The organism is Acinetobacter sp. 197 (genome assembly GCF_048148385.1).
Classification (GTDB): Bacteria; Pseudomonadota; Gammaproteobacteria; order Pseudomonadales; family Moraxellaceae; genus Acinetobacter; species Acinetobacter pecorum.
In genome coordinates this window covers 1-23,949 of sequence record NZ_JAYWZK010000009.1, presented here as the reverse complement: position 1 = coordinate 23,949, position 23,949 = coordinate 1, and the positions used below count along the sequence as shown (strand labels likewise).

Below are 23,949 nucleotides of genomic sequence, written 5' to 3'. Positions count from 1 at the left end.
TAAAAAGTATATAAAAGTTATAACGATGCGAAAGAAAGATTAACTCAGCTTTTTAAACTTCTGGATACAAAAAATTAATGCAAATAGGGTGGCCATGGTCAGGACAATGGTTAGACCTGTTGAAGTGTTGAGGCCTGCACTAGACCAGAGGCCTACGGTCACCCCAATTTGTGCAATCACGAATGCCCAGATCACCATTTGACGAGGGGAGTTTGCCAGTAATCGGGCAGTCAGGGCAGGGATCACCAATAATGCACCCATCAAGAGTGAACCGACTGCTTTTAGAGCAAGCACGGTAAAGAGTGCTAACAGCAACATGAAAATCAGGCGTTGCCATTTGGCATTGACGCCTTCACTGACCGCCATGTCTGGATCAATCGCGATTTGGATCTGCGCTTGCCAACTTTTATATAGCACGGCTAAGGCCAGACCAATGACAATGGCAAAAGTCGGTAAGTCAGTCCAGGAAATCGTGAGTAAATCACCAAATAAATAGCTGAGCAGTTCCGGTCTTAAGCTGGGTAAATGCTGGATGAATAACAATCCTGAGCAGAGCAGGGTCGCTGAGCAAAGTGCAAGTAGGGCATCATTGGGCAAGCGAGGATCGTGCAAAATCCAGAGAATTCCGACCAAAAGTAGGGCCAAAAAGGTCACACCTACCCAAAGCGGTAAACTTAAAGCGCCAGCAAGCGCTACACCCAATAAAGTGCCGTGTGCCATGGTGTCGGCAAAAAAGGACATACGACGCCACAGCATGAGACAGCCCAGTGGGGCAGTCAGAAATACCAATAGCGTACCCATGATCCATGCAGGTAAAAGGAGTTGTAACCAATCCATCATGGTTTAAGCTTCCGGCTCTGGGTGGATATGAGGGCGTGAATCATGCTGACAGGGGGTCGCAGAGTCTCCATGAGCACAGTGGTCATGATGATGTTGGTAAAACACCCGGTTGGTACCAAAAATAGCCTGGTATTCCGGATGTTGCTGCACGCTTTCTGGCAGGCCACTACAACAGATATGCTTGTTCAGACAAACGACACGATGTGTACCCTGCATCACCCATTGCAGGTCATGTGAAACCATGAGAATGGCACAGCCATATTTTTCTGGCAGGCTGCGGACATATTCATAGAGTTCCGCTTCGGACTGGATGTCCAGACCCTGCATCGGTTCATCGAGAACTAGAATATCCGGCTGGCGCAACAAGGCGCGAGCCAGTAGCACCCGTTGACGTTCGCCACCAGACAACTGCTGAACTTTGGAGTCTTGTAGGTTATTAATGCCGGTATCGCGAATAATCTCGGTTTTAATTTTGGCGGGGCACTTTTCTAGTGCCAGTAAATCCTTTACCCGGAGCGGCAAGCTATGTGAAGGATTGAATTTCTGTGGCACATAAGAGAATTTAAGCTTGCGCGCAGTCGTGATTTCACCTGATTGCGGTTTCAGAATGCCGAGCATGACTTTAATTAAGGTTGACTTACCCGCACCGTTTGGACCAATCAGTGTGACAATTTCTTTCTCTTGCAGCGAGAAATCAATGGCTTTTAGAATATCGCGCTCATCGATTTTGACCCAGATCTTGGAAAGCTGAATCAGGGGAGGAGCACTTAAGCTTTGTTGCGGCACTGCTGACAAATTCCTGAAATTTCAATAATACTATGATGTGCAGTGAAGTCGTCCGAGCTTGCCAGTGCATCGAGTTGATCCAGTAGACCCTGCGCTGAAGCTTCTTTGACGGCTTTACATCGGGTACAGATTAAAAAAGCAGCCTGATGTCCTTCACGCGGATGGCAACAAGGAATATAGGCATTGATCGAGGTCAGGCGATGAATCAGACCTTTGCTTAATAAAAAATCCAGAGTGCGATACACCGTTGGTGGTGCTGCAGGACGATCGCTGGCATTTTTCATTTGTGCCAACAGATCATAGGCACCCATTGGGCCATGCGCATTCAGAATGAGTTCCAGCACTTCTTTACGTAAAGGTGTCAGACGTGCGCCGCTTGCTGCACAAAGACTTTCAGCTTCGACAAGACGTTGTGCGACATTCGGATGGTCGTGCACGCCGTGCAATGCGTTGTGGTGTTCGTGCGAACAGGAACCCATAGTTCACCTCAAGTGCGAAACTGAAAATTAATAGATTTCAAATCTTAGCATGAAGCGTTCTGAGTTTCGATTGGGCATAGGTATTTTTGTATTTTTGTTATATTATAACACTCACTGATTTTATCGTTTTTTAAGTGATTCCTGCCCATGTTCCGTCTCCTTGCAATCAGTCTGCTGGCCTTGTTCAGCACACTCAGTTGGTCACAAAGTCTGGTGGTGTCTACTCAGCCGATCTATCTGATCGCCAAGAAAGTTACCCAAGGCGTGGAACAGCCGACCTTATTGCTGGCCAATCAGAGCGGACATGATGTGAGTCTTACCCCGGCACATCGTAAAACCATTCAGGATGCGGGCCTGGTCATCTGGCTCGGCAAGGCGCATGAAGCACCATTGGCCAAAGTGCTGAATGAAAGTAATAAAGGTATTGCACTTTTAGACTCTGGGATCTTGACTACCTTGCCGATGCGTAATCCGCGTGGCGAGGCCTTAAAAAATACGGTAGATACGCATGTCTGGCTTGATCCCAACAATGCAGTACGGATTGGTTTCTTTATTGCTGCATTGCGTTCGCAGCAATTACCGAAGCATCGTGAACGCTACTGGAAAAATGCCCGTGACTTTGCACAGAACATGTTTGCTACGGCCCAGCGTTACGGTTCAAGCAGTAAAGCCCAGCCCTATTGGTCCTATCACGATGCCTATCAGTATCTGGAGCGTCCACTGAATTTAAAATTCATGGGGGCATTAACAGATGATCCGCATGTCTCGCCAACTGTGGCACAAATCAAGTTTCTGCAGGATCATCGTCCACAACGTAAAATGTGTCTGCTGGCCGAAGGTCATGCCAGTGAAAATCAGTACCGAAAACTCAAACCGGTGGTGTTCCAGGATGTAGATGAAAGCATGAGCGGTGCAGGGGACTTCGTAGAAGCGTGGCAGCAATTGGCGGCAAAAACTCAAAAATGTGTGATAAATGCGCGCTAATGATTTAAAAAATGCACAGATTTTGATTAGTTTAGCAGCATTGACCCGATTTAAAAAAACGCGACTAAGGTCGGGAAAAGATTGCATGTTCAGGGGTGTAACTCTATAATGCCTGCGATTAAAAATAATCACCTGTTAAACTTGTCAAGCATGATTGCTGTGAGTGAATAAATAATGAGCCGAACTAGTCGCTTGATTGACCGACGATTAGCGAAAGCTTTGGTCCTCCTGCAAGCCTGTATGATCCCTGTTTCAGCCTTGATCGGCTGGGTCGTGAAAGACTCAACCGCAGCCTTGAGTGCAGCATTAGGTGCGCTCGTATGTTGGCTCGCGACTTGTTATTTTTCGTGGCAATCGTTTCGAGCAGCAGGAGCCCGCGCGTCTAAACAAGTTCTTTCGAACATGTATAAAGGCTTAATGGGAAAGTTTGCCATTGTGATTGTTGGTTTCATTTTGATTTTAAGCAATGTTAAGCCGTTGTCAGCGGTGGCGTTGTTTTGTGGTTTTATGCTCGTTCAGGCCATGTCGTGGGTCGCTCCATTTTGGGCGTCACGTCTACAAAAATGAGTATAGGCACAACAAAAAATTGAAAAGTTTTTTAGGAGATGAACGAGATGTCAGGCAGCACGCGATGTTCGTTCACTCTATTTAGTATTTGACATTGACCAGGTGTGATTTATGGCTGCTGAAGAACATGCGCTTACTTCGACCGAGTATATCAAGCATCACTTGACCAACATGACCTATGGCAAGATGCCGGATGGTTCTTGGAAGTTGGCTGAGACTGCTGATGAAGCTCAACAGATGGGGTTCACTGCTATTCACTTGGATTCAATGGGTTGGTCAATCGGCCTTGGTGTCATTTTCTGTTTGCTGTTCTGGATTGTAGCGAAAGCTGCAAATGCTGGTGTTCCAACCAAGTTCCAGTCTGCAATTGAAATGATCATTGAGTTTGTTGACTCAAGTGTTCGCGACACTTTCCATGGCAAATCACGCTTAATTGCACCACTTGCATTGACCATTTTCGTGTGGATTTTCCTCATGAACGCAATGGACTTGATCCCAGTTGACTTTATCCCGTATACAGCTCAATTGATTGGTGCAAACGTGTTTGGTATGGACCCTCATCACGTTTACTTCAAGATTGTTCCATCTACTGACCCTAACATTACCCTTGGTATGTCATTGTCTGTATTTGCACTGATCTTGTTTTACAGTATCCGTGAAAAGGGTATTAGTGGTTTTGTCGGCGAATTGGCACTTAACCCATTCAATCCAAGTAACCCAGTTGCAAAAGCGTTGCTTATTCCAGTGAACTTGATTTTGGAATTGGTAACCTTCCTTGCTCGTCCAGTTTCATTGGCTCTCCGACTGTTCGGTAACATGTATGCAGGTGAGTTAATCTTCATCCTAATCGCGTTATTGCCGTTCTGGATCCAGTGGGCGTTGTCTGTGCCTTGGGCGATCTTCCACATTCTTGTTATTACGCTACAGGCATTCATTTTCATGATGCTGACTATCGTATACTTGAGTATGGCTAGCGAAAAACATTAATGGTATTGCCTGACTGTCACGAGATGGTTGGGCACAGTTTTCTAACTTAATTTGGTATAAAACCTAACCTCTGAGGAATTATCATGGAACTCACTTTAGGTCTAGTTGCAATTGCATCTGCTATCTTGATCGCTTTTGGTGCTTTAGGTACTGCGATTGGTTTTGGTCTTCTAGGCGGCCGTTTCCTTGAAGCTGTAGCTCGTCAACCAGAATTGGCTCCACAACTTCAAACTCGTATGTTCTTAATCGCGGGTCTTCTTGATGCTGTGCCTATGATCGGTGTTGGTATTGGCTTGTTCTTCATCTTCGCTAATCCATTTGTAGGTTAATCAGCTTAATTCCGAAATTCACTATTTGAGGAATTTGCAATGAATATCAACCTCACATTGTTTGGCCAAGCGATTGCATTTGCGATTTTCGTCGCATTCTGCATGAAGTTTGTATGGCCACCACTAATCAATGCGATTAGTGAACGTCAGCGTCGTATCGCTGATGGCTTAAACGCTGCTGAAAAAGCGAAGGCTGACCTTGCAGATGCGCAAGCACAAGTGAAAGCTGAACTGGACGCGGCAAAAGCACAAGCGGCTCAATTGATCGAACAAGCGAACCGTCGTGGTGCACAATTGATCGAAGAAGCGCGTAACCAGGCTGCGGCTGAAGGTGAGCGTATTCGTCAACAGGCTAAAGAAGCTGTTGATACTGAAATCAATTCTGCTCGCGAAGAATTGCGTCAACAAGTGGCTGCTCTTGCAGTGACTGGTGCTGAGAAAATTCTTAGCCAGCAAGTTGATGCAGAAGCTCACAATGCCATGCTGACTCAGCTGGCTGCTAAACTTTAAGAGAGGCGGATTATGGCTGAACTCTTGACGTTGGCACGCCCTTACGCTAAAGCAGCATTTGCTTACGCTTCTGAGCAGGGTGCAACTGACTCTTGGTCGACTGCACTTGAATTGCTCAGTGCTGCGGTGCAAGACGAAGCATTTTCAGCTTATCTAAATCGCCCAGAGCTTACACCTGCTGAGCAGGTGTCTCTTTTTGCTAAAGTTTTAGGTGAAGACCAAACTGCAGCAGTGTCTAACTTCTTGACATTGCTTGCTGAAAACAACCGTTTGGAACTTCTTCCTGAAATCGCTGCAGAATATGAACAGCTCAAATCACAGAATAACAATACTGTGGATGTTGTGATTGAATCAGCATTCCCATTGACTTCTGTCCAAGAACAATTGCTTGCAGATGCGTTGAAAAAACGCTTTAACGCAGCAGTGAATGTTTCTGTGGAAGTGAAACCAGAGCTTATTGCTGGTGTAGTTATTCGTGCAGGCGACCAAGTGATAGATGATTCTGCGCTTAATAAGCTTGAAAAAATGCGTACTCGTCTTCTTGCTTAATAAATAAGAAGACTGAACTTTAAAAAGATTGAGGTATAGCGCAATGCAACAACTGAATCCATCCGAGATCAGTGCGCTCATTAAACAGCGTATCGGCGATCTGGACACCAGCGCAACCGCTAAGAACGAAGGGACCATTGTTATGGTTTCCGACGGTATTGTGCGTATTCACGGCTTAGCTGACGCTATGTACGGTGAAATGATCGAATTCGACGGCGGCCTTTACGGTATGGCACTGAACCTAGAACAGGATTCAGTGGGCGTCGTTGTTTTAGGTAACTACTTGAACCTTCAAGAAGGTCAAAAAGCGCGTTGCACAGGTCGTGTATTAGAAGTTCCGGTTGGTCCAGAACTTTTAGGCCGTGTAGTAGATGCTTTGGGTAACCCGATTGATGGTAAAGGCCCGATCGATGCTAAATTAACTGATGCTGTTGAAAAAGTAGCACCAGGCGTAATTTGGCGTCAGTCAGTGGATCAACCTGTACAAACTGGTTATAAATCAGTAGATACAATGATCCCTGTAGGCCGTGGTCAGCGTGAGTTGATCATTGGTGACCGTCAAACTGGTAAAACAGCAATGGCGATCGACGCGATCATCGCTCAGAAAAACTCTGGCATTAAATGTGTATACGTAGCAATTGGTCAAAAACAATCGACTATCGCTAACGTAGTACGCAAGCTGGAAGAAACTGGCGCTATGGCGTATACCACTGTTGTCGCAGCAGGTGCATCTGATCCGGCAGCAATGCTGTATTTGGCTCCGTACTCTGGCTGTACAATGGGTGAATACTACCGTGACCGTGGTGAAGACGCGTTAATCATTTATGATGACTTGTCTAAACAAGCTGTTGCGTATCGTCAAATTTCATTGCTTTTACGCCGTCCACCAGGTCGTGAAGCTTATCCAGGTGACGTGTTCTATCTACATTCACGTCTACTTGAACGTGCTTCTCGTGTATCTGCTGACTACGTTGAGAAATTCACTAACGGTGAAGTTAAAGGCCAAACTGGTTCATTAACTGCATTGCCGATTATTGAAACTCAAGCGGGTGACGTATCTGCATTCGTACCAACCAACGTAATTTCGATTACTGATGGTCAGATCTTCCTTGAAACATCATTATTCAACGCAGGTATTCGTCCTGCTGTGAACGCGGGTATCTCTGTATCTCGTGTTGGTGGTTCAGCGCAAACCAAGATCATCAAGAAATTGTCTGGTGGTATCCGTACTGCTTTGGCGCAATACCGTGAATTGGCAGCATTTGCTCAGTTCGCTTCTGATCTTGACGAAGCAACTCGTAAGCAACTTGAACATGGTCAACGTGTAACTGAGTTAATGAAGCAAAAACAATATGCTCCATACTCAATTGCTGACCAGGCTGTTTCAATTTATGCATCTAACGAAGGCTACATGGCTGACGTAGACGTTAAGAAAATCGTAGACTTTGATGCTGCGTTGATTTCTTACTTCCGTTCAGAACATGCTGCGTTAATGCAACAAATCGATGCCTCTGGTGATTACAACAAAGACATCGAAGCTGCAATCAAAGCAGGTATTGAAAGCTTTAAAGCGACTCAAACTTACTAATTTAGCAACTTGCTAGATTAGTGTTGGTTTGGTTCACGGAATCAACCTTCGGAAGCTCGCAAGGGCTTTCGAATACTAGGTTAAGCGTATGGCAAATTTAAAAGAAATTCGCGCCAAAGTAGCTAGTATCAAGAGCACGCAAAAGATTACTCGAGCGATGCAAATGGTAGCAGCTTCTAAGATGCGTCGTGCGCAAGAGCGCATGGCTCAAGGCCGTCCGTATGCCGAAAATATGCACCGTGTAATTGCTCATTTGGTTCAAGCGAATCCTGAATACAAACACCGTTATATGGTTGAACGCCCGGTTAAGCGCGTTGGCTATATTATTGTGTCATCAGATCGTGGCCTTGCTGGTGGTTTGAACATTAACCTGTTCAAAAAAGTGGTTAAACACGTTCAACAGCAACAAGAGCAGTCAATTGAAGTTCAATTTGCTTTAATTGGTCAAAAAGCGGTTTCGTTTTTTAAAAACTACGGCGGTAAAGTGCTTGGGGCGACGACGCAAGTCGGTGATACTCCAAGTCTTGAGCAGTTATCTGGTTCTGTACAGGTGATGTTGGATGCTTATGATAAAGGCGAGTTAGATCGTATTTATCTAGTGTCAAACGGCTTTGTCAATGCCATGACTCAAAATCAAAAGATCGAACAACTTGTTCCTTTGGCTGCTGCTGAAGAAGACAAGACTCTTAACCGTCAATACGGTTGGGATTATATCTACGAGCCTGAAGCTGAAGAGCTTTTAAATGGCTTGTTGGTTCGCTATATCGAGTCTGTGGTGTATCAAGGTGTGATTGAAAACATCGCATGTGAGCAGTCTGCACGTATGGTCGCTATGAAAGCAGCGACAGACAACGCAGGCGAGATCATTAAGAGCCTGCAACTTATTTATAACAAGCTGCGTCAAGCCGCGATTACTCAGGAAATTTCTGAGATCGTTGGTGGTGCCGCTGCCGTTTAACATTATTTTGAATTGAGGAGACAGCAATGAATAGCGGTCGTATCATTCAGATCATCGGCGCGGTTATCGACGTCGAGTTTGAACGCAACAGCGTTCCTAAGATCTATGACGCTCTCCAAGTAGATGGTACTGAAACTACTTTAGAAGTTCAGCAACAGCTTGGTGATGGCGTAGTTCGTACTATTGCAATGGGTTCTACTGAAGGCCTTAAGCGTGGTTTGAACGTAGTTAACACTGGCGCGCCGATTTCTGTACCAGTAGGTACAGCGACTCTAGGCCGTATCATGGACGTTCTTGGTCGCCCGATCGACGAAGCTGGTCCTGTTGCGACTGAAGCGCGTTTACCAATTCACCGCTCTGCACCTTCTTATGCAGAACAAGCAGCTTCTACTGACCTTCTAGAAACTGGTATTAAAGTCATCGACTTGCTATGCCCGTTCGCTAAAGGTGGTAAAGTTGGTCTGTTCGGTGGTGCCGGTGTTGGTAAAACTGTAAACATGATGGAATTGATCAACAACATCGCGAAAGCTCACTCAGGTTTATCTGTGTTTGCTGGTGTTGGTGAGCGTACTCGTGAAGGTAATGACTTCTATCACGAAATGAAAGATTCTAACGTTCTAGACAAAGTAGCAATGGTCTACGGTCAGATGAACGAGCCACCGGGTAACCGTTTACGCGTAGCGTTGACTGGTTTGACCATGGCTGAATATTTCCGTGACGAGAAAGACGAAAACGGTAAAGGCCGTGACGTACTATTGTTCGTAGATAACATCTATCGTTATACACTAGCGGGTACTGAAGTATCAGCACTTCTAGGTCGTATGCCATCTGCAGTAGGTTACCAGCCTACACTTGCAGAAGAGATGGGTGTTCTTCAAGAACGTATTACATCGACTAAGTCTGGTTCTATTACGTCAATCCAAGCGGTATACGTACCTGCCGATGACTTGACAGATCCATCGCCTGCTACAACGTTTGCTCACTTAGACGCAACTGTTGTATTGAGCCGTGACATCGCATCTTCTGGTATTTACCCAGCGATCGATCCACTAGACTCAACTTCACGCCAGTTAGATCCGTTAGTTGTTGGTCAAGAGCATTATGAAATTGCACGTTCTGTACAGAACGTATTGCAACGTTATAAAGAGCTTAAAGACATCATCGCGATTCTTGGTATGGACGAGCTTGCTGAAGAAGATAAACTGGTTGTTTACCGTGCGCGTAAAATCCAGCGTTTCTTCTCTCAACCGTTCCACGTAGCTGAAGTATTTACTGGTGCTCCTGGTAAATTAGTATCTCTTAAAGAAACGATTCGTGGCTTTAAAGGTCTTCTAGCTGGTGAATACGATCACATCCCAGAACAAGCGTTCTACATGGTTGGTGGTATTGACGAAGTGATTGCTAAAGCTGAGAAACTTTAATTAGTTCCCTAATTTAGGAGATTCTCATGGCGACTATGCAATGTGACGTTGTAAGTGTTCAAGAGTCTTTGTACTCAGGCACTGTAACTATGCTAATTGCTAAAGGTGCTGGCGGTGAGTTAGGTATTATGCCTGGTCACGCTCCGCTGGTAACTTTGCTCCAACCTGGCGCGATCCGCGTTATTTTGGAAAACGGTACAGAAGAATTAATCTATGTATCTGGTGGTGTTCTAGAAGTTCAACCGCATGTTGTTACGGTTCTTGCAGATACTGCAGTCCGTGCAGAAAACTTAGATGAAGCTGCAATTATTGAAGCGCGTAAACACGCTGAACAATTGCTAGCAAATCAAAAGGGCGATTTGGACGCTGCTGCTGCTTTGGCTGCTCTTGCAGAAACTGCTGCTCAGCTGGAAACGATCCGCAAAATCAAAAACCGCGCAATGTAATTGCAGGTTTAAGATTGAAGAAACCACCCGAAAGGGTGGTTTTTTTATGGTTCATAGGTTCTTATCATGTTTGTTTTTATATATGTGTTCATAAAAAAAGATTAAGTCTTTTTCTCTACCATAATTATTGCCAGAACCAAATGTAGCTACTACGTACAAAAAACCAAACTTTTCTAATTCAGATGCTGAAAAGTTACATTCATTATTCGTAAGGCGGTAATCCTTCTCGAATTTGTTCATTTCAAATGATAAGTAGGCTTTTTCTAACCCTTCTAATAAAAACGATGTAAATTGAGGAATAATATGAGCATATCTTAAAAAATTTTCACGATTTATTTCTTTCGCATCATATAAAAGAGCTAAACGAGCGAGCATTTTAGATTGATGGATTAAATAGACTTTATCTAAAGCATTGAGTAATTCACCACCTATTTCTAAGTTGTTTTGATTCTTGAAGATTTTTAGTAATGTTCCTGATGCTAACTTTTCACCTTCCTTTATAAATTCCAGGATATTTTTTAATTTTTGCTTTTCGTTATAGCTTCTGAAAACTTTATAAATCGCTAAACCTGAAGATGCTATTGGAAAAGCTTTTAAAATTTCTTGAAAAATAGTATCAGTCGTTTCTAAAACTGTATTATCAAAATAGTTTTCTGCTGTTTGAATGATATTAGATGGTATTTGACTCATTATGAATTTTCTTTTTTCTACTATATAGAATAATGTACTACACACCTGAAAATTTGAAATTTATATTTTTAGCATCACCTTAAAACAGCTGATTTAGATTATTTGTTTTAGCTTGGAATTTTTGCAAGTATCGATCTTGAGAGTGTTGGTTTTACATTTCCGATTCTTAAATAAATTTTAATTTGTACCACTCGATATAACTTTTACCCTTTCTCAGTAATGTTTTGAACCAATCTGTAAACCTGCACACACCATAAAAAAATCAGTGATAAGTTAAATGATTCGAACAGATTTCGCTTGTTATAGCTTAATACGATAGAAGTTTAGAACAGGCAAAACTTATAATTGAAAAAGGGAAAACCATGGCTTATCAATCTATTAATCCATTTACCAATCAAAAATTGAAAGACTACCCATCGCATAGCGATCAAGATATTCAACATGCACTCGATACTGCAGAAAAAATCCTAAAGTCAGAATGGTCACAGCAGGTCGATACTCGTATTGAAGTACTGCGCAAATTGGCCAGCAATATGCGAGAACGAAAGTCTGAACTGGCGAAGCTCATGACGCTGGATATGGGCAAACTTATCAAGCAGAGTGAAGGGGAAATCGAAACCTGTGCCAAAATCGCAGAATACTATGCTGATCATGCCAAAGAATTTTTAGCGCCCGTGTCCTATGAAACGGAACTGGGTGAAGCCTGGGTTGAGCATCATCCACTGGGTATTATCATGGCCGTCGAACCGTGGAATTTCCCATTTTATCAACTGATGCGGGTCTTTGCGCCGAACTGTGCCATTGGTAATCCGGTTCTGGCAAAACATGCTGGCATTGTGCCGCAATGTGCGGAAGCTTTTGAAAAACTGGTCTTGGATGCAGGCGCACCTAAAGGTGTCTGGACTAATCTGTTTATCAGTAGTGATCAGGTCGCTGAGGTGATTGCAGATAAACGTGTACGTGGTGTGGCACTCACAGGTTCAGAAGGTGCGGGCAGTGCTGTCGCTGAGCAGGCCGGAAAACATCTTAAAAAATCAACGCTGGAACTGGGCGGTAATGATGTCTTTATTGTGCTGGATGATGCTGATCTGGAAAAGGCCATCAAGATAGGCTGCCAAGCTCGGGTGAACAATACCGGTCAAGTCTGTACAGCAGCCAAGCGCTTTATCCTGCATGAAAGAATTGCAGAAGAATTCAAGGCTGGCATGATCAAGGTATTTGAAGGGTTAAAAATTGGCGATCCGCTTGATCCTGAAACCACACTGGGTCCACTGTCTTCCGCTGACGCTTTGGAAAAGCTGACCGAACAGGTCGATAAGGCAGTAAAACATGGTGCGAAAGTGGTCACTGGTGGTAAGGCTGTAGAACATCAAGGCAATTTCTATGCGCCAACGATTCTGGAAAATATCAGCCGAGATAATCCAGCCTGGTATGAAGAATTCTTTGGTCCGGTTGCCCAGATTTATGTGGCCAGGGATGAGGATGAAATTGTTTCGATTGCCAATGATTCCAATTATGGTCTGGGTGGCGTGATTCATTCACAAGATATCGAGCGGGCGAAAAAGCTGGCTTCACGTGTCGAAACGGGCATGATCTGGATTAACTGGTATACCGATACTGCGCCAGAACTGCCATTTGGCGGAATCAAGAACTCGGGTTATGGTCATGAACTCTCCATTGACGGTTTCAGAGAATTTGTACAGAAAAAACTGGTCGTCGTGAAAAGCCCAAAAAATAAGCCCAACACCAAACTAGAAAGCCACTGCTGAAGTGGCTTTCTTTTAATTAGTATTGATTAAATTCCTTTCGAATATGACTAATTATCACCTTATTATAAAGATACGGGCTTAAGAAGATGTAGTCTAAAATTTGAAGCTATCTTATTTGGATAAAAATATTATATCTGCTGATAGTGAATTTAATTAAATCATTATTATTCTTATATTTATGTGTAAATAAAAATATTTGTTTGGAGATAGTCGAGCATAATTTAAAAATAACAGCCAAAAAAATTTTAAGAATTTTTAAAGAATAGCGGAGAAATACAATTCTATAGTTGTTGCAGTTTTTCTATTGTCTATAATTAAGGAGATTATTCAAAAATAATCTGAAATTATAATAATAGAAGAGAGAATTAATATGCCAACAACAATGAAAGCAGCGGTCGTAACTGCATTTAACCAACCCTTAGAAATCCAAGAACTCAACATCCCTCAAGTTCGTCCAGGCAAAGTACTGGTCAAGATCATTGCCACAGGTGTTTGTCATACCGATCTGCATGCCATGCATGGCGACTGGCCGGTGCAACCGAGCTTACCTTTTATTCCCGGGCATGAGGGAGTAGGAGAAGTGATTGAAATAGGTGAAGGCATTGACCATTTAAAAATAGGAGATATTGTCGGTATTCCATGGCTGTATTCGGCGTGTGGCCATTGTGAACATTGTTATGCGGGCTGGGAAACCCTGTGTAGAAAACAGCAAAATTCGGGGTATTCGGTCAACGGCAGCTTTGCTGAATATTGTCTGGCCGATGGAGATTATGTAGGAGTAATTCCGGAGGGAGTAGACTTACTTGAAATTGCACCTATTCTCTGTGCAGGCGTCACTGTCTATAAAGGTCTGAAAATGGCTGATGCCAAAACAGGAGACTGGATGGCAATTTCGGGCATTGGCGGTCTGGGTCATATTGCTGTTCAATATGCCAAAACCATGGGATTTAATGTTATTGCCATAGATGTGGATGACTCAAAACTGGAACTGGCCAAAAATCTGGGTGCTGATGTGGGCATAAATGCACTGAAATCCGATGTAAAAGAAGAAGTGATGAAAGCCACTGGAGAAGGTTGTCATGGGGTATTGGTAACAGCAGTCTCTCCCAAAGCTTTTGAACAGGCAGTCTCGATCGTGCGTCGGGGGGGAACTATGGTGCTAAATGGTTTACCACCAGGCAAGTTTGACTTGTCGATTTTTGATATGGTACTTGACGGCATTACGGTGCGCGGCTCGATAGTGGGTACACGACTGGATCTCAAGGAAGCATTGGATATTGCTGCCCGGGGTAAGGTTAAGGCACATATTAATGTTGAGCCGCTGCAAAATATCAATGATATTTTTCAGCGTATGGAACAAGGGAAAATTGATGGCCGGATCGTGATCGATATGCGACTTTAATTCCTCATTGAGGGAAAATAAAAGCCAATCTGGTTCTTGCCGGATTGGTTTTTTGATGAAAGGGATTGAATGAGTTTTAACCTTGTTTCTGCTCGGGATTCTGGATCAGCAAGCCGGCCAGTTTGATCATTTCGGCTTGAACATTGACCATCTGCGATTCAATCTTTTTCAAGTCCACTTGGCTAAAATCCACCTGACCATTCAAGAGGGGAGAAGCCAGCACTTGCTGGTTTGCAGACATCATATTATTACGAATCTGGTCAATTTCCTGACTTTTTAAGTTCAGGTTACCCAGCACCTGATTAAAACTGCTGAGTTGCTGTTGAAGCTGGGTCGCAGTGGATTGCAGCTGCTGGGTATCTTTGGCTTCGACCGCCGTTTGCAGTTCGGTCTGGGTCTGTTTTAACTGTTCCACATAACTGCCGGCCTTGAGCTGCAAGTCGGCGACATCCCGAACCATATAAAACATATTGCCAGATTTAAGTTCAGTTGGTGTTGCCGAGCCTTGTTGCTGAGAGGTTGGTTCCAGATCTGACGTTGTTGTATCTGCCTGTTCAGTGGGTGTTTCGACAGCCTGTTCGCAGCCCATCAGTAAAATTCCCGAGCTAAATAATGCGAAAGGAAGGACAGCATTGGCAAGAATTTTGGACATGGAATCAGGGTCTCGATACAGGTGATAGAATTTGGATAGTATTTAATATAAGGACAAACTATGGAGATAAAAAAGATTGTTGCAAACTCATAACAATTATTCTGGATTTTAAATAATTAGCCAGACAGAAGTGAGAAAAATCTAATAAAAATGAATAAGTAAATATTTTATTTTAAGCGGGGCGGCTCGTTTGGCCGGCGATTAACTTGAAGACTTTATTGTGTGGAATTTCATTCGACTATTATTTTCCTGCGTCCTAAGCAATTGCTGATTGTGCACGGATTGGTTGAGTCTTTACAAATGTAGGTGAATATCAACTTAGTGAAATAAGAGTTTTAAATAGAAATAAGTACCCATTATGAAAACAGATACTTATTTTAATCTTAATGCTTATTGGGAGAGCAGAGCGTTATTTTGCCAGTTCTGCATTCACCGCATCTACAATGCGTGGATCATCTGCAGTAATGTCTGGTGCAAAACGTGCCACCACTTCGCCATTTTTATTGATCAGGAATTTTTCAAAGTTCCAGAGCACTTCCGGTGGCTGGTTAGGGGTCAGGCCATAATCGACCAGATCTTTCCACCAAGGACCTTCGCCAATACGTTCCGGTACAGCCTGTGTAAGAGTGGTATATAAAGGATGCTTGTCTTCGCCCGCCACAGAAATTTTTGCGAATAACGGAAAGTCGACTTTATAATTCACCGAACAGAATTCCTGAATCTCGGCTTCACTGCCTGGTTCCTGCTCCAGAAAGTTGTTGGCAGGAAAGCCCAGAATTTCCAGACCTTCAGCTTTTTTATCATCATACAGTTTTTGTAAGCCTTCATATTGCGGCGTCAGGCCACATTTAGAAGCGACGTTGACCACCAGCAAAACCTTACCCTGGTACTGGTTTAAAGTGGTTTCTGTTCCGTCAATGGTTTTGACTGGAATGTCATATACAGAGCGAGTCATTAGATTTCCTGTTTATTGCGACTGAATCGGTATTTGTTTTAACGGGTATTCAGATTTAGTACAAGTACAAACAGGTGAGCTGATTTACTCAAGGCAGTAAAATTGCTGCAATATTATGTGAAAAATCTATTATGCTAGGGTGCGAATAGGAATAGCTTAATACAAGACCAGCGACTCATGGATGACAGTATGATACAACAACAAAAAGCAGCCTGGTGGGCCATGGCCTTACCCCTGGCCGCAGTTTTGATTTGGTCTCTGAATATGACGGTTACCCGTTATGTGGCAGATTATATTTCTCCCATTAGTATCAGTTTTTACCGCTGGGCCTTGGCTTTGCTAATTTTAACTCCCTTTATGTTGCCCAGAGTCAAAGCAGCCTGGCCAGAAATCCGTCCACATCTCGGACATTTTGCCATTTTGAGTGCGTTGGGAATGGTACTGTATCAGGGACTGGCTTATAGCTCGGCACACTACACTACTGCCACCAACATGGGCCTGATCAATGCCTTTATTCCTATTTTTACCATTATCGTGGGTATTTTTGTTTTAAGGATTCGCCCGACGCAGGCTGCAGTGCTGGGAAGCCTTTTGTCGTTTATTGGCCTGATGTATGTCATGGCGCAAGGGCAGGGCCTGCAGTTTTTAAGCGTGGGTGAAAGTTATATTGGCGATCTGCTGATGTTGATCGCGGTCTTTTTCTATTCCTGTTATGGCGTATTGCTGAAGAAATGGCAGATTCAGATTCCACTACTACTGAGTCTGTATATCCAGATTTTTATGGCTTTTCTTTACCATATTCCTTTGATACTGTTTTTAGGTCTGGACAGCATCAATAGCGCGAATGCAGCTAGCATTGTCTATGCCGGAATTTTTCCTTCCATTGCCGCGCCCTTATTCTGGATGATGGCTGTGCAGCAGCTTGGTCCAAATCGTAGCAGTATTTTTATGAACCTGATGCCTGTCTTTACCGCAGTAGTCGCATATTTGTGGTTAGGCGAAGCTTGGACCATGTATCACACTATTGGCGGCAGTATTATTTTATTGGGGGTTTTATGGGCGCAATACCCCGGGAAAAGCCAAGTCATAAGGAAGTAGCCCAGTTTTTAAAATCCTTAATCGTTTAAATATTGATCATTCAGGCATGTTTTTTTAAGAGAATTCATTTGTTAAATACTGATTTCTGAATGCAAAAATAAATAGAAAATTAGCACTTTATTTTAAAATCGGAATGGAATGAGCGAGATATTTTGAATTTTTAATAAAAGTTCTACTTTGTTAATAGAAAAAATGTATTAATTGAGTTTTTTATTGTACTTGTTGTTGTGACTAATTTCTCGCATAATGCGCCCATCGAGAATGATTAGGCAAAAAAAACCTTGTTTTATCAGGCTCCCAGAGATTTTCTGAACCCTCTGGATGTGATTTATGCACATCCTTTTTTATGCTCAGCCATCCCTATATGGTTGAGCTTTTTTTTGTCTTAAAACTTTAGTCGGGTTTGAATATCCCGACTAAATCCGCTAAGTCTCAGTCACGAATAACCGCGCCAGTGAGTGCATCAATAATCCGGCTCGGTTGCTGACTTAAACCAAGGTCGCCATTCAGATAATTCAGGTTCTGGTCAAAATAGCGGAGGGCATCCTGAAGTGAGCGGGCAGGTTCCATGCCGGCAGGATTGGCACTGGTCGAAACGATAAAACCACCAAAGGCCTGACACAGTGCCACGCAGAGCGGGTGAGTGGTTACACGTACGGCCACTTGAGTATGCTGACCTTTAATCCAGTCAGGAATCTCTTTATTTGCAGGAAGCAGCCAGGTGGTCGCACGCTCAGCAGGCCTGTCATGGTTCCAGGATTCAATCACTTTGTCACGCATTTCTTCGCTTAAATCCTGTAGCAGATGTTCTACCTGTGAAAGATGAGCTGCCAGCAGAATCACACCTTTCTCAATCGGGCGCTGCTTCAATTCTAAAATCTGATGAAATGCCTGTTCATTATAGGGGTCGCAACCCAAGCCCCAAACAGCCTCTGTAGGATATGCCAAGACTTGTCCGTCTTTAAGCCATGCTGCTGCTTCGGCAACAGAGGTAGTGATCATGTGAATACCTTTATCAAACAACAAAGCGCTATTGTGAACCTTATTTGAGAATCCGACAACGTAGATACAGGCCGGCTTGCTGGGTGCAAAAACCGAGTAACTCCAGTTCCATCAGTTGACTGGTCAAAGCAGATACCTCTTGCTGAACCTGCGTTCCCAGTTGATCCAGACTCTGTCCCACCCAGTCCAGCTGGTTGTACAGACTGAGCAGATGTGGCGGGATCTGTTGTGATTCTGCTGCAGCGACTTCCAGTTTGGGAGTATTTTCCAAAGCCTGCCATTGCGTCGCCAGTGCCAGTTCTTCAATTACCTGCTGTGGATGGTCAATCAGAATCGCACCCTCACGAATCAGTTGGTGGCAGCCCTGATGATGCTCACTGTAAATATGTCCCGGAATGGCAAACACGGTTTTGCCTTGCTCGGCTGCCAGTTTAGCCGTAATCAGAGAACCACTTTTTAATGCAGCCTCTGCCACAATCACGCCTAGACTTAAACCACTGACTATTCGGTTGCGCCGTGGAAAATGATGCTGCAAAGGCAGTGTATCTGGCAGAAACTCACTGATGACGGCACCGCCATGCTTAATGATTTGCTGGCGTAATGATTGATGTTGTGCTGGATAGGTTTGATCCAGTCCGGTGGCCATTACCGCAATCGTCCCCTGATGTTGTAGGGCAGCCCGATGTGCTGCTTCATCAATACCATGTGCCAGACCGCTATTGATATAAAAACCCTGTTCACTCAGGTAAAAAGCAAAATCATAAGCTACTTGCCGGCCGTGTGGACTGGGTTTGCGGCTGCCCACAATGGCAATTTGTGCCTGAAGCAGAGTATCGGGTCTACCCTGACCAAAAATGATTGGGGGTTTATCTATATAAGGATGCAACTGCTGCGGATAATGCGGATCGCCATGCAATAAAACAAAGTCACTATCCTGCTGGATCTGCTGCAGACAACGCTGAAATTTCTGCTGGGCTTCGGGAAGAGAAAATTCTTTTAAGCGCTGTACATGATTGGCATGAATACCCAGTGCCTGCCAGACAGGGGCTTGATCCGGCTGAAGGGCATGGGTCAGTTCGGCATAGTGTTGACTGATTTTATGGAAACTCGAAAGAGAATGCTGAACCAGATACCATAACGTAATTGTTTCCAGTTGCGCGCGCGATAACGGGTTCAGCATATTGAGACCTATAGGGTTGTCTTCTTGTTATTAAGTTTTTTTATTTAGACAAATATTTATTCATCTAAAAGAGGCGCTTGAATTCCTGCACCAACCTTGATTGGTAATTCGCTCTCCAGCACATAGGCATAGCTCAACTGATCGAAGGTTTTAAATACCATGATCTGGCCAATACGCTCGCCTGGCAGTTGCACACGTTCTTTAGTCTTCGGATCAGTCACGACTTCACCTTTCTGGTTGACACTAAAGACATGACCCGTCTGAACCCCATGTGCCGTACCACGGTCAATGGTGACAACACTATGACGTGCTGCGGTACCAATTGATCCCAATACGCGAACAATCTGGCCGCCGGCAGCAATATTTTCCGCGCTGGTCGGATAGAACAGGGTTGGTAACATTGGATCATATTCAGGGAGTACACGGTCACCGCGACGTACTTCAGCATTGTAACTGTCCGTCAGTTCAAGTGTGGTGACATCACCTTCGTTACGTACTGCAATACCAGACGCCACCTGTTGCAGCTCAAGTGCAGCAGTATATTTCTTGCCGTTTGCATCCGTAAATACATACGGTTCCGCTTCACGATAAACGGCATAGCGTTGACCAACTTCCAGACCGTTGCCACGTGCATAAACTTTCTGGCCTTTGCCTGCCAGTACGCGCTGATCTGCAGTTCCGAGAATATAGGGCGTACCTTGAACTGAATCAGGCGCCATCAGGGTATAACGCTCTAGCCATTGCCTGATATGTTCTAGTGGAATCACGGGAATGGTGTTATTTAAAGATTCAACCCGAATCTGGGGTTGCAGGGTGGTGCTGCCCAGATAGCGGCTGATAATACCCTCACAACCATCCCCTTCGTCTTTACCAATAATTGGACGACCCTGGTAATCACACATGAGCAGGCGGTCACCGGGGAAAATCCAGTGCGGATTTTTCACGTGTTTATTGCTGGCCCAGATTTCCGGCCAACGTACCGGATTTTTCAGGAAGCGTTTTGAGATATCCCAAAGCGTATCGCCTTTTTTCACCACATAAACGTTCGGTGCATTGGCTTTTAATGCCGGTGGATTAACGTTGCGTGCAGGTGCTGCCTCAGCAGAATGAATGGTCCCCATACTGACGCCAACACAGACGGCAAGTGCCAGCATCTGATTTTTAAACCCCAAGGCACTAAAAAATGGCATGCCTTTCAAAACCTTTTTCATTATCATAATTCCTAAAATTATGTGCGTAGTTGCGTTATAATAACGATCTTACACACATTTTTTTGATGAAGCATTCCCTTCATTTGGTTTTTTTGATCAATGGCATAATTGAGGACGCAGTATGGCCTTATTACCTATTTTAAGTTTCCCGGATCCCCGTCTTCGTACCATTGCACAACCTGTCGAAGAAGTGACTGATGAAATTCGTCAGCTCGCTGCGGATATGTTTGAAACCATGTATGAAGCACCAGGTATCGGACTTGCCGCGACTCAGGTGGATCGTCATATTCAGCTGATTGTTATGGATCTGTCTGAAAATAAAGATCAACCGATGGTGTTCATTAACCCCAAAATCACACCATTGACTGAAGAAACGCAGCCCTACGAAGAAGGCTGTCTATCAGTCCCTCAAATATACGATAAAGTTGATCGTCCGTCACGCGTAAAAATTGAGGCGATTAATCTGGAAGGTCAAGCATTTGAGCTCGATGCTGACGGACTTCTCGCTGTGTGTATCCAACATGAAATGGATCACTTAAATGGCAAGTTATTTGTTGATTATTTATCGCCATTAAAACGCCAGCGTGCCCGTGAAAAAGTGGAAAAACTGGTACGCCAGCGGAATAAAGACAAAGTAGCCGTGAAACGTTAGGATAATTTCAAAGTCTATTTTAATGGCCAAACCAGCCCAATTCTGATTGGGCTTTGCTATACTTGGCCTAGATAAATTTAAGGGCTTGCCTATGGTCCTGCGGGGCGGTCTGCTACTTTCCTTGGTAGCAGTGTTTTTACAGATTGCGGTATTTTTACAGCCTTTATTGCCAAAGCAATATCAGGTTGCTCCGGTCTGTGAAACCATCACGCATGCACTTTTAGACAAATCCTCTGTTGATCATTCTCATCATGCCGAGCAGCACGCTCAGCATTCTGTCACAGCACAGCATATTCCTGCTGATGTCCATGAGCATGATGCCAGCCATCAATGCCAGTACTGTACCGTCTATGGCAACCTGATCTTGCCGCCTGAACTGGACATTAAAGAAGTTCTGGACCGAATCCAGGTCAGACTGCTGGCTTTTGAAAAAACCTTTAAGCATGTCTGGTTTGCTCTGCAGCGGCTGTTCCTGTTACCGCAGGGCAGAGCTCCACCACTGCTTGCATAAATCCACGTTGTTTTTCGTCTGGGTCTTGAGTGACTTAGACCGTGTTCAATTTATGTATTCAGTGAGATAGAAAATGGCTCAGCCTAAGTTTTTTCTACAGCCACTTGCGGCTGCGATTTGTATTGCCTGTTATTCAGCTTCGGTAATGGCCAATGAAGCCATGCCTGTACAAACCATGGCGCCGATTGTGGTGACCTCGACTGCGGGTAATGATGCCAATGGACTGATTGTCCATGCCGATCCTAAACAGCCGATCCAGCCTGTTCCTGCCACAGATGGCGCAGATTATCTGCAAAGCATTGTGGGTTTTAGTTCAGTCAATAGTGGCGCAGGAACCAATGGGGATGTCACTTTCCGCGGTATGTTCGGTTCACGAATTAAAATTTTAACGGATGGCACGGAAAACCTGGGGGCCTGTCCAAGCCGGATGGATTCGCCCACCTCCTATATTTCCCCGGAAAGCTATGACCAGATTTCGGTCATTAAAGGTCCGCAGACGGTGCAATATGCCAATACCGGTTCAGCCGCAACCGTCATTTTTGAGCGTTCACCTGAACAGTTTGATGCAGACAATCACTATCGCGGTCAGGCCAGTGTCCTGCTGGGCTCCTTCGGACGTCTTGACCATAATGTTGAAGTTGCAGCAGGTGATGCACAGAAATATATTCGCCTGAATACCAGCCGCTCTGTTTCAGACAGTTATAAAGATGGTAATGGCACGACTGTTCCTTCCGATTGGGAGCGCTGGAATGCCGACATTGCATTAGGCTGGACACCGGATAGCGATACCTGGGTAGAGTTGACCGGGGGCAAGGCGGATGGTGAAGCTGTGTATGCCGGCCGTGCAATGGATGGCTCCAAGTTTGCCCGTGAAAGTCTGGGTTTGCGTGTTGAAAAGAGAAATGTCAGCGATGTGATCAAGAAAATTGAAGCACAGGTAAACTACAATTTTAATGACCATGTCATGGATAACTATAGTCTGCGCGAGTTCAAGCCTGGCGGTATGATGAGTATGCCTATGGCCACCAATGTGGCGCGTAAGACATTGAATGCGCGTATGGCCGTGACCAGTGAATGGGATAAATTACAGCTGATTACAGGTATCGACAGCCAGAATAATCAGCATAGCAAACGTAACGGAAATCTGATGACAGCGTATCAGAATAAGCCACGTATTAAAGATATGGAGTTCCAGTCGATCGGTGGTTTCGGTGAGCTCAGTTATGAGGTCAGTGATAATCATAAGTTGGTGAGTGGCCTGCGTCTGGATCAGGTCAAAGTAGAAGCAGTGGAGTCAAACCAGGAGCGTAAAAAAACTTTACCAAGCGCTTTTTTGCGTTTTGAGAATCAGCATCCAGACCATGATGATGGCAAGACTTATATTGGTATTGGCTATGTCGAACGTATGCCGGATTACTGGGAGCTGTTCAGTCCAAAATCAGGCAATGGTCATCCTAATACCTTTAAGAACATTGATACTGAAAAAACTTTACAGCTGGATATTGGCTACCAGCATGAACATGGTAATTTCAGTTCATGGGCATCGGCATATGCAGGTGTGATCAATGATTACATCCTCACGACTTACTTGCCAACAGGTAATATGGGAATGTTAGAAGCGCATAGCCGAAATGTAGATGCAACGGTGGCAGGTGCAGAAGTCGGAATCGGATATCAGTTTACTGATGCGATTCAGGCTGACCTGAGTGCGATGTATGCCTGGGGTGAAAATACCAGTGACAATACGCCGTTGCCACAGATTTCACCTTTGGAGGCTCGGGTAAATTTACGTTATATCCAGGATAACTATACTTTGGGTGCCTACTGGCGCCTGGTCAATGGCCAGAACCGGATTAGTGAGCGTGAAGGCAATATTGTCGGCTATGATCTAAAGCAAAGTGCTGGTTTTGGCACTCTCTCTTTAAATGGTACATATCATGTAAATGACAACATGGATCTTTCTGTGGGCATCGATAATGTACTGGACCGTACCTATGCCGAGCATTTGAACAAGATGGGTAGTTCTGGGTTTGGATTTGCTGCCAATGAGCAATTTAATAATATCGGACGGAATTACTGGGCAAGAGTCAGTATGAAATTCTAATTTGAACTGAAAACAAACAAAAAGCAGGAGTTTTTTCCTGCTTTTTGTTGATGATGGAAATTTAAATATATTTTTATCAGTAAGTTAGTGTTATTTGGTTTTGCATTCAATAATAACTCAAACTTTTATTAAAATAATTTTTATAAATAAAACAGTAATTTATGGATTTTATGGATTATAAAATAAACATGCGTTTGTAAAGTTTAAAAAATGGGGTTGCAAGGGATGTGAAATGCTGTAGAATGCACATCCATCGGCGGTGATGAAGATTAAAACTTC

Annotated in this window: 25 protein-coding genes; 16 read left to right on the top strand and 9 right to left on the bottom strand. The window is 44.1% G+C overall.

Going from position 1 to position 23,949, the window contains the following annotated elements:
* Nucleotides 1–39: 39 nt before the first annotated feature.
* From znuB to VXQ11_RS10200, 3 genes are read right to left on the bottom strand one after another with little or no spacing between them, the layout of a single operon-like run.
* Complete coding sequence (gene znuB, locus VXQ11_RS10210) at nt 40–840, bottom strand: zinc ABC transporter permease subunit ZnuB (protein WP_064096948.1); 801 nt, start codon at nt 838–840, stop codon at nt 40–42.
* A 3-nt stretch (nt 841–843) separates the two neighbouring features.
* Complete coding sequence (znuC, locus tag VXQ11_RS10205) at nt 844–1,626, bottom strand: zinc ABC transporter ATP-binding protein ZnuC (RefSeq protein WP_064096949.1); 783 nt, start codon at nt 1,624–1,626, stop codon at nt 844–846.
* Nucleotides 1,608–2,105 carry a transcriptional repressor gene (locus VXQ11_RS10200; RefSeq protein WP_064096950.1) on the bottom strand — a complete coding sequence of 166 codons (498 nt, stop codon included), beginning with the start codon at nt 2,103–2,105 and terminating at the stop codon, nt 1,608–1,610. Before VXQ11_RS10200 ends, znuC begins: the two co-directional genes overlap by 19 nt.
* 147 nt (nt 2,106–2,252) lie before the next feature.
* Here VXQ11_RS10200 and VXQ11_RS10195 point away from each other — a divergent pair, with 147 nt between their 5' ends.
* From VXQ11_RS10195 to VXQ11_RS10150, 10 genes are all read left to right on the top strand, one after another.
* Nucleotides 2,253–3,089, top strand: coding sequence for a metal ABC transporter solute-binding protein, Zn/Mn family (locus VXQ11_RS10195; protein WP_064096951.1), 837 nt, complete (start codon nt 2,253–2,255; stop codon nt 3,087–3,089).
* 174 nt (nt 3,090–3,263) lie between these two features.
* Entirely contained in the window at nt 3,264–3,656 is a 393-nt protein-coding gene (locus VXQ11_RS10190) for an ATP synthase subunit I (protein ID WP_064096952.1), read from the top strand.
* A 111-nt stretch (nt 3,657–3,767) separates the two neighbouring features.
* Nucleotides 3,768–4,643 (top strand): F0F1 ATP synthase subunit A, encoded by an 876-nt coding sequence (atpB, locus tag VXQ11_RS10185; protein WP_064096953.1) that lies wholly within the window; start codon nt 3,768–3,770, stop codon nt 4,641–4,643.
* An 83-nt stretch (nt 4,644–4,726) separates the two neighbouring features.
* The gene (atpE, locus tag VXQ11_RS10180; protein ID WP_000424060.1) at nt 4,727–4,972 is read left to right on the top strand and encodes a F0F1 ATP synthase subunit C; all 246 of its coding nucleotides are present in this window, start codon (nt 4,727–4,729) and stop codon (nt 4,970–4,972) included.
* Between the two features lie 39 nt (nt 4,973–5,011).
* On the top strand, nt 5,012–5,482 hold the full coding sequence (locus VXQ11_RS10175) for a F0F1 ATP synthase subunit B (protein ID WP_064096954.1): 471 nt from the start codon (nt 5,012–5,014) through the stop codon (nt 5,480–5,482).
* A gap of 12 nt (nt 5,483–5,494) precedes the next feature.
* Nucleotides 5,495–6,031, top strand: a complete 537-nt coding sequence (locus VXQ11_RS10170) for a F0F1 ATP synthase subunit delta (protein ID WP_005094549.1) — start codon at nt 5,495–5,497, stop codon at nt 6,029–6,031.
* 43 nt (nt 6,032–6,074) lie between these two features.
* Nucleotides 6,075–7,619 carry a F0F1 ATP synthase subunit alpha gene (gene atpA / locus VXQ11_RS10165; protein ID WP_005094547.1) on the top strand — a complete coding sequence of 515 codons (1,545 nt, stop codon included), beginning with the start codon at nt 6,075–6,077 and terminating at the stop codon, nt 7,617–7,619.
* Nucleotides 7,620–7,707: 88 nt separating this feature from the next.
* Complete coding sequence (gene atpG / locus VXQ11_RS10160) at nt 7,708–8,577, top strand: F0F1 ATP synthase subunit gamma (RefSeq protein WP_004280996.1); 870 nt, start codon at nt 7,708–7,710, stop codon at nt 8,575–8,577.
* A gap of 26 nt (nt 8,578–8,603) precedes the next feature.
* Complete coding sequence (gene atpD, locus VXQ11_RS10155; protein WP_004280997.1) at nt 8,604–9,998, top strand: F0F1 ATP synthase subunit beta; 1,395 nt, start codon at nt 8,604–8,606, stop codon at nt 9,996–9,998.
* Nucleotides 9,999–10,024: 26 nt separating this feature from the next.
* Nucleotides 10,025–10,444 carry a F0F1 ATP synthase subunit epsilon gene (locus tag VXQ11_RS10150; RefSeq protein ID WP_004814254.1) on the top strand — a complete coding sequence of 140 codons (420 nt, stop codon included), beginning with the start codon at nt 10,025–10,027 and terminating at the stop codon, nt 10,442–10,444.
* Between the two features lie 51 nt (nt 10,445–10,495).
* Here the strand turns inward: VXQ11_RS10150 and VXQ11_RS10145 are convergent, their stop codons facing one another.
* On the bottom strand, nt 10,496–11,134 hold the full coding sequence (locus VXQ11_RS10145; RefSeq protein ID WP_180050939.1) for a hypothetical protein: 639 nt from the start codon (nt 11,132–11,134) through the stop codon (nt 10,496–10,498).
* 362 nt (nt 11,135–11,496) lie between these two features.
* Here VXQ11_RS10145 and VXQ11_RS10140 point away from each other — a divergent pair, with 362 nt between their 5' ends.
* Both VXQ11_RS10140 and adhP read left to right on the top strand, forming a co-directional pair.
* Nucleotides 11,497–12,903: an NAD-dependent succinate-semialdehyde dehydrogenase gene (locus VXQ11_RS10140; RefSeq protein ID WP_416705946.1), complete on the top strand. Its 1,407-nt coding sequence runs from the start codon at nt 11,497–11,499 to the stop codon at nt 12,901–12,903.
* Between the two features lie 370 nt (nt 12,904–13,273).
* Complete coding sequence (adhP, locus tag VXQ11_RS10135) at nt 13,274–14,305, top strand: alcohol dehydrogenase AdhP (protein WP_179992711.1); 1,032 nt, start codon at nt 13,274–13,276, stop codon at nt 14,303–14,305.
* Between the two features lie 76 nt (nt 14,306–14,381).
* Here adhP and VXQ11_RS10130 read toward each other — a convergent pair whose 3' ends face one another.
* Nucleotides 14,382–14,957 (bottom strand): hypothetical protein, encoded by a 576-nt coding sequence (locus VXQ11_RS10130; RefSeq protein ID WP_179992710.1) that lies wholly within the window; start codon nt 14,955–14,957, stop codon nt 14,382–14,384.
* Between the two features lie 409 nt (nt 14,958–15,366).
* Nucleotides 15,367–15,912, bottom strand: coding sequence for a glutathione peroxidase (locus tag VXQ11_RS10125; RefSeq protein WP_064096960.1), 546 nt, complete (start codon nt 15,910–15,912; stop codon nt 15,367–15,369).
* Between the two features lie 189 nt (nt 15,913–16,101).
* Here VXQ11_RS10125 and VXQ11_RS10120 point away from each other — a divergent pair, with 189 nt between their 5' ends.
* Nucleotides 16,102–17,010 (top strand): DMT family transporter, encoded by a 909-nt coding sequence (locus VXQ11_RS10120; protein WP_416705945.1) that lies wholly within the window; start codon nt 16,102–16,104, stop codon nt 17,008–17,010.
* 432 nt (nt 17,011–17,442) lie between these two features.
* Here the strand turns inward: VXQ11_RS10120 and VXQ11_RS10115 are convergent, their stop codons facing one another.
* The 3 genes from VXQ11_RS10115 to VXQ11_RS10105 are packed head-to-tail and all read right to left on the bottom strand — an operon-like array spanning nt 17,443 to nt 20,403.
* Nucleotides 17,443–18,012 (bottom strand): L-threonylcarbamoyladenylate synthase, encoded by a 570-nt coding sequence (locus tag VXQ11_RS10115; protein WP_064096961.1) that lies wholly within the window; start codon nt 18,010–18,012, stop codon nt 17,443–17,445.
* Nucleotides 18,013–18,052: 40 nt separating this feature from the next.
* Nucleotides 18,053–19,192: a DNA-processing protein DprA gene (gene dprA / locus VXQ11_RS10110; protein WP_416705943.1), complete on the bottom strand. Its 1,140-nt coding sequence runs from the start codon at nt 19,190–19,192 to the stop codon at nt 18,053–18,055.
* Between the two features lie 56 nt (nt 19,193–19,248).
* The gene (locus tag VXQ11_RS10105; protein ID WP_064096963.1) at nt 19,249–20,403 is read right to left on the bottom strand and encodes a LysM peptidoglycan-binding domain-containing protein; all 1,155 of its coding nucleotides are present in this window, start codon (nt 20,401–20,403) and stop codon (nt 19,249–19,251) included.
* Nucleotides 20,404–20,524: 121 nt separating this feature from the next.
* Between VXQ11_RS10105 and def the strand changes: the two genes are divergently transcribed.
* From def to VXQ11_RS10090, 3 genes are all read left to right on the top strand, one after another.
* Nucleotides 20,525–21,055: a peptide deformylase gene (def, locus tag VXQ11_RS10100; protein ID WP_004644875.1), complete on the top strand. Its 531-nt coding sequence runs from the start codon at nt 20,525–20,527 to the stop codon at nt 21,053–21,055.
* A gap of 91 nt (nt 21,056–21,146) precedes the next feature.
* A complete protein-coding gene (locus VXQ11_RS10095) occupies nt 21,147–21,566 on the top strand; it encodes a DUF2946 family protein (RefSeq protein ID WP_064101731.1) in 420 nt (139 codons plus the stop codon).
* A gap of 73 nt (nt 21,567–21,639) precedes the next feature.
* Nucleotides 21,640–23,670 carry a TonB-dependent copper receptor gene (locus VXQ11_RS10090; RefSeq protein WP_416705941.1) on the top strand — a complete coding sequence of 677 codons (2,031 nt, stop codon included), beginning with the start codon at nt 21,640–21,642 and terminating at the stop codon, nt 23,668–23,670.
* Nucleotides 23,671–23,949: the final 279 nt, after the last annotated feature.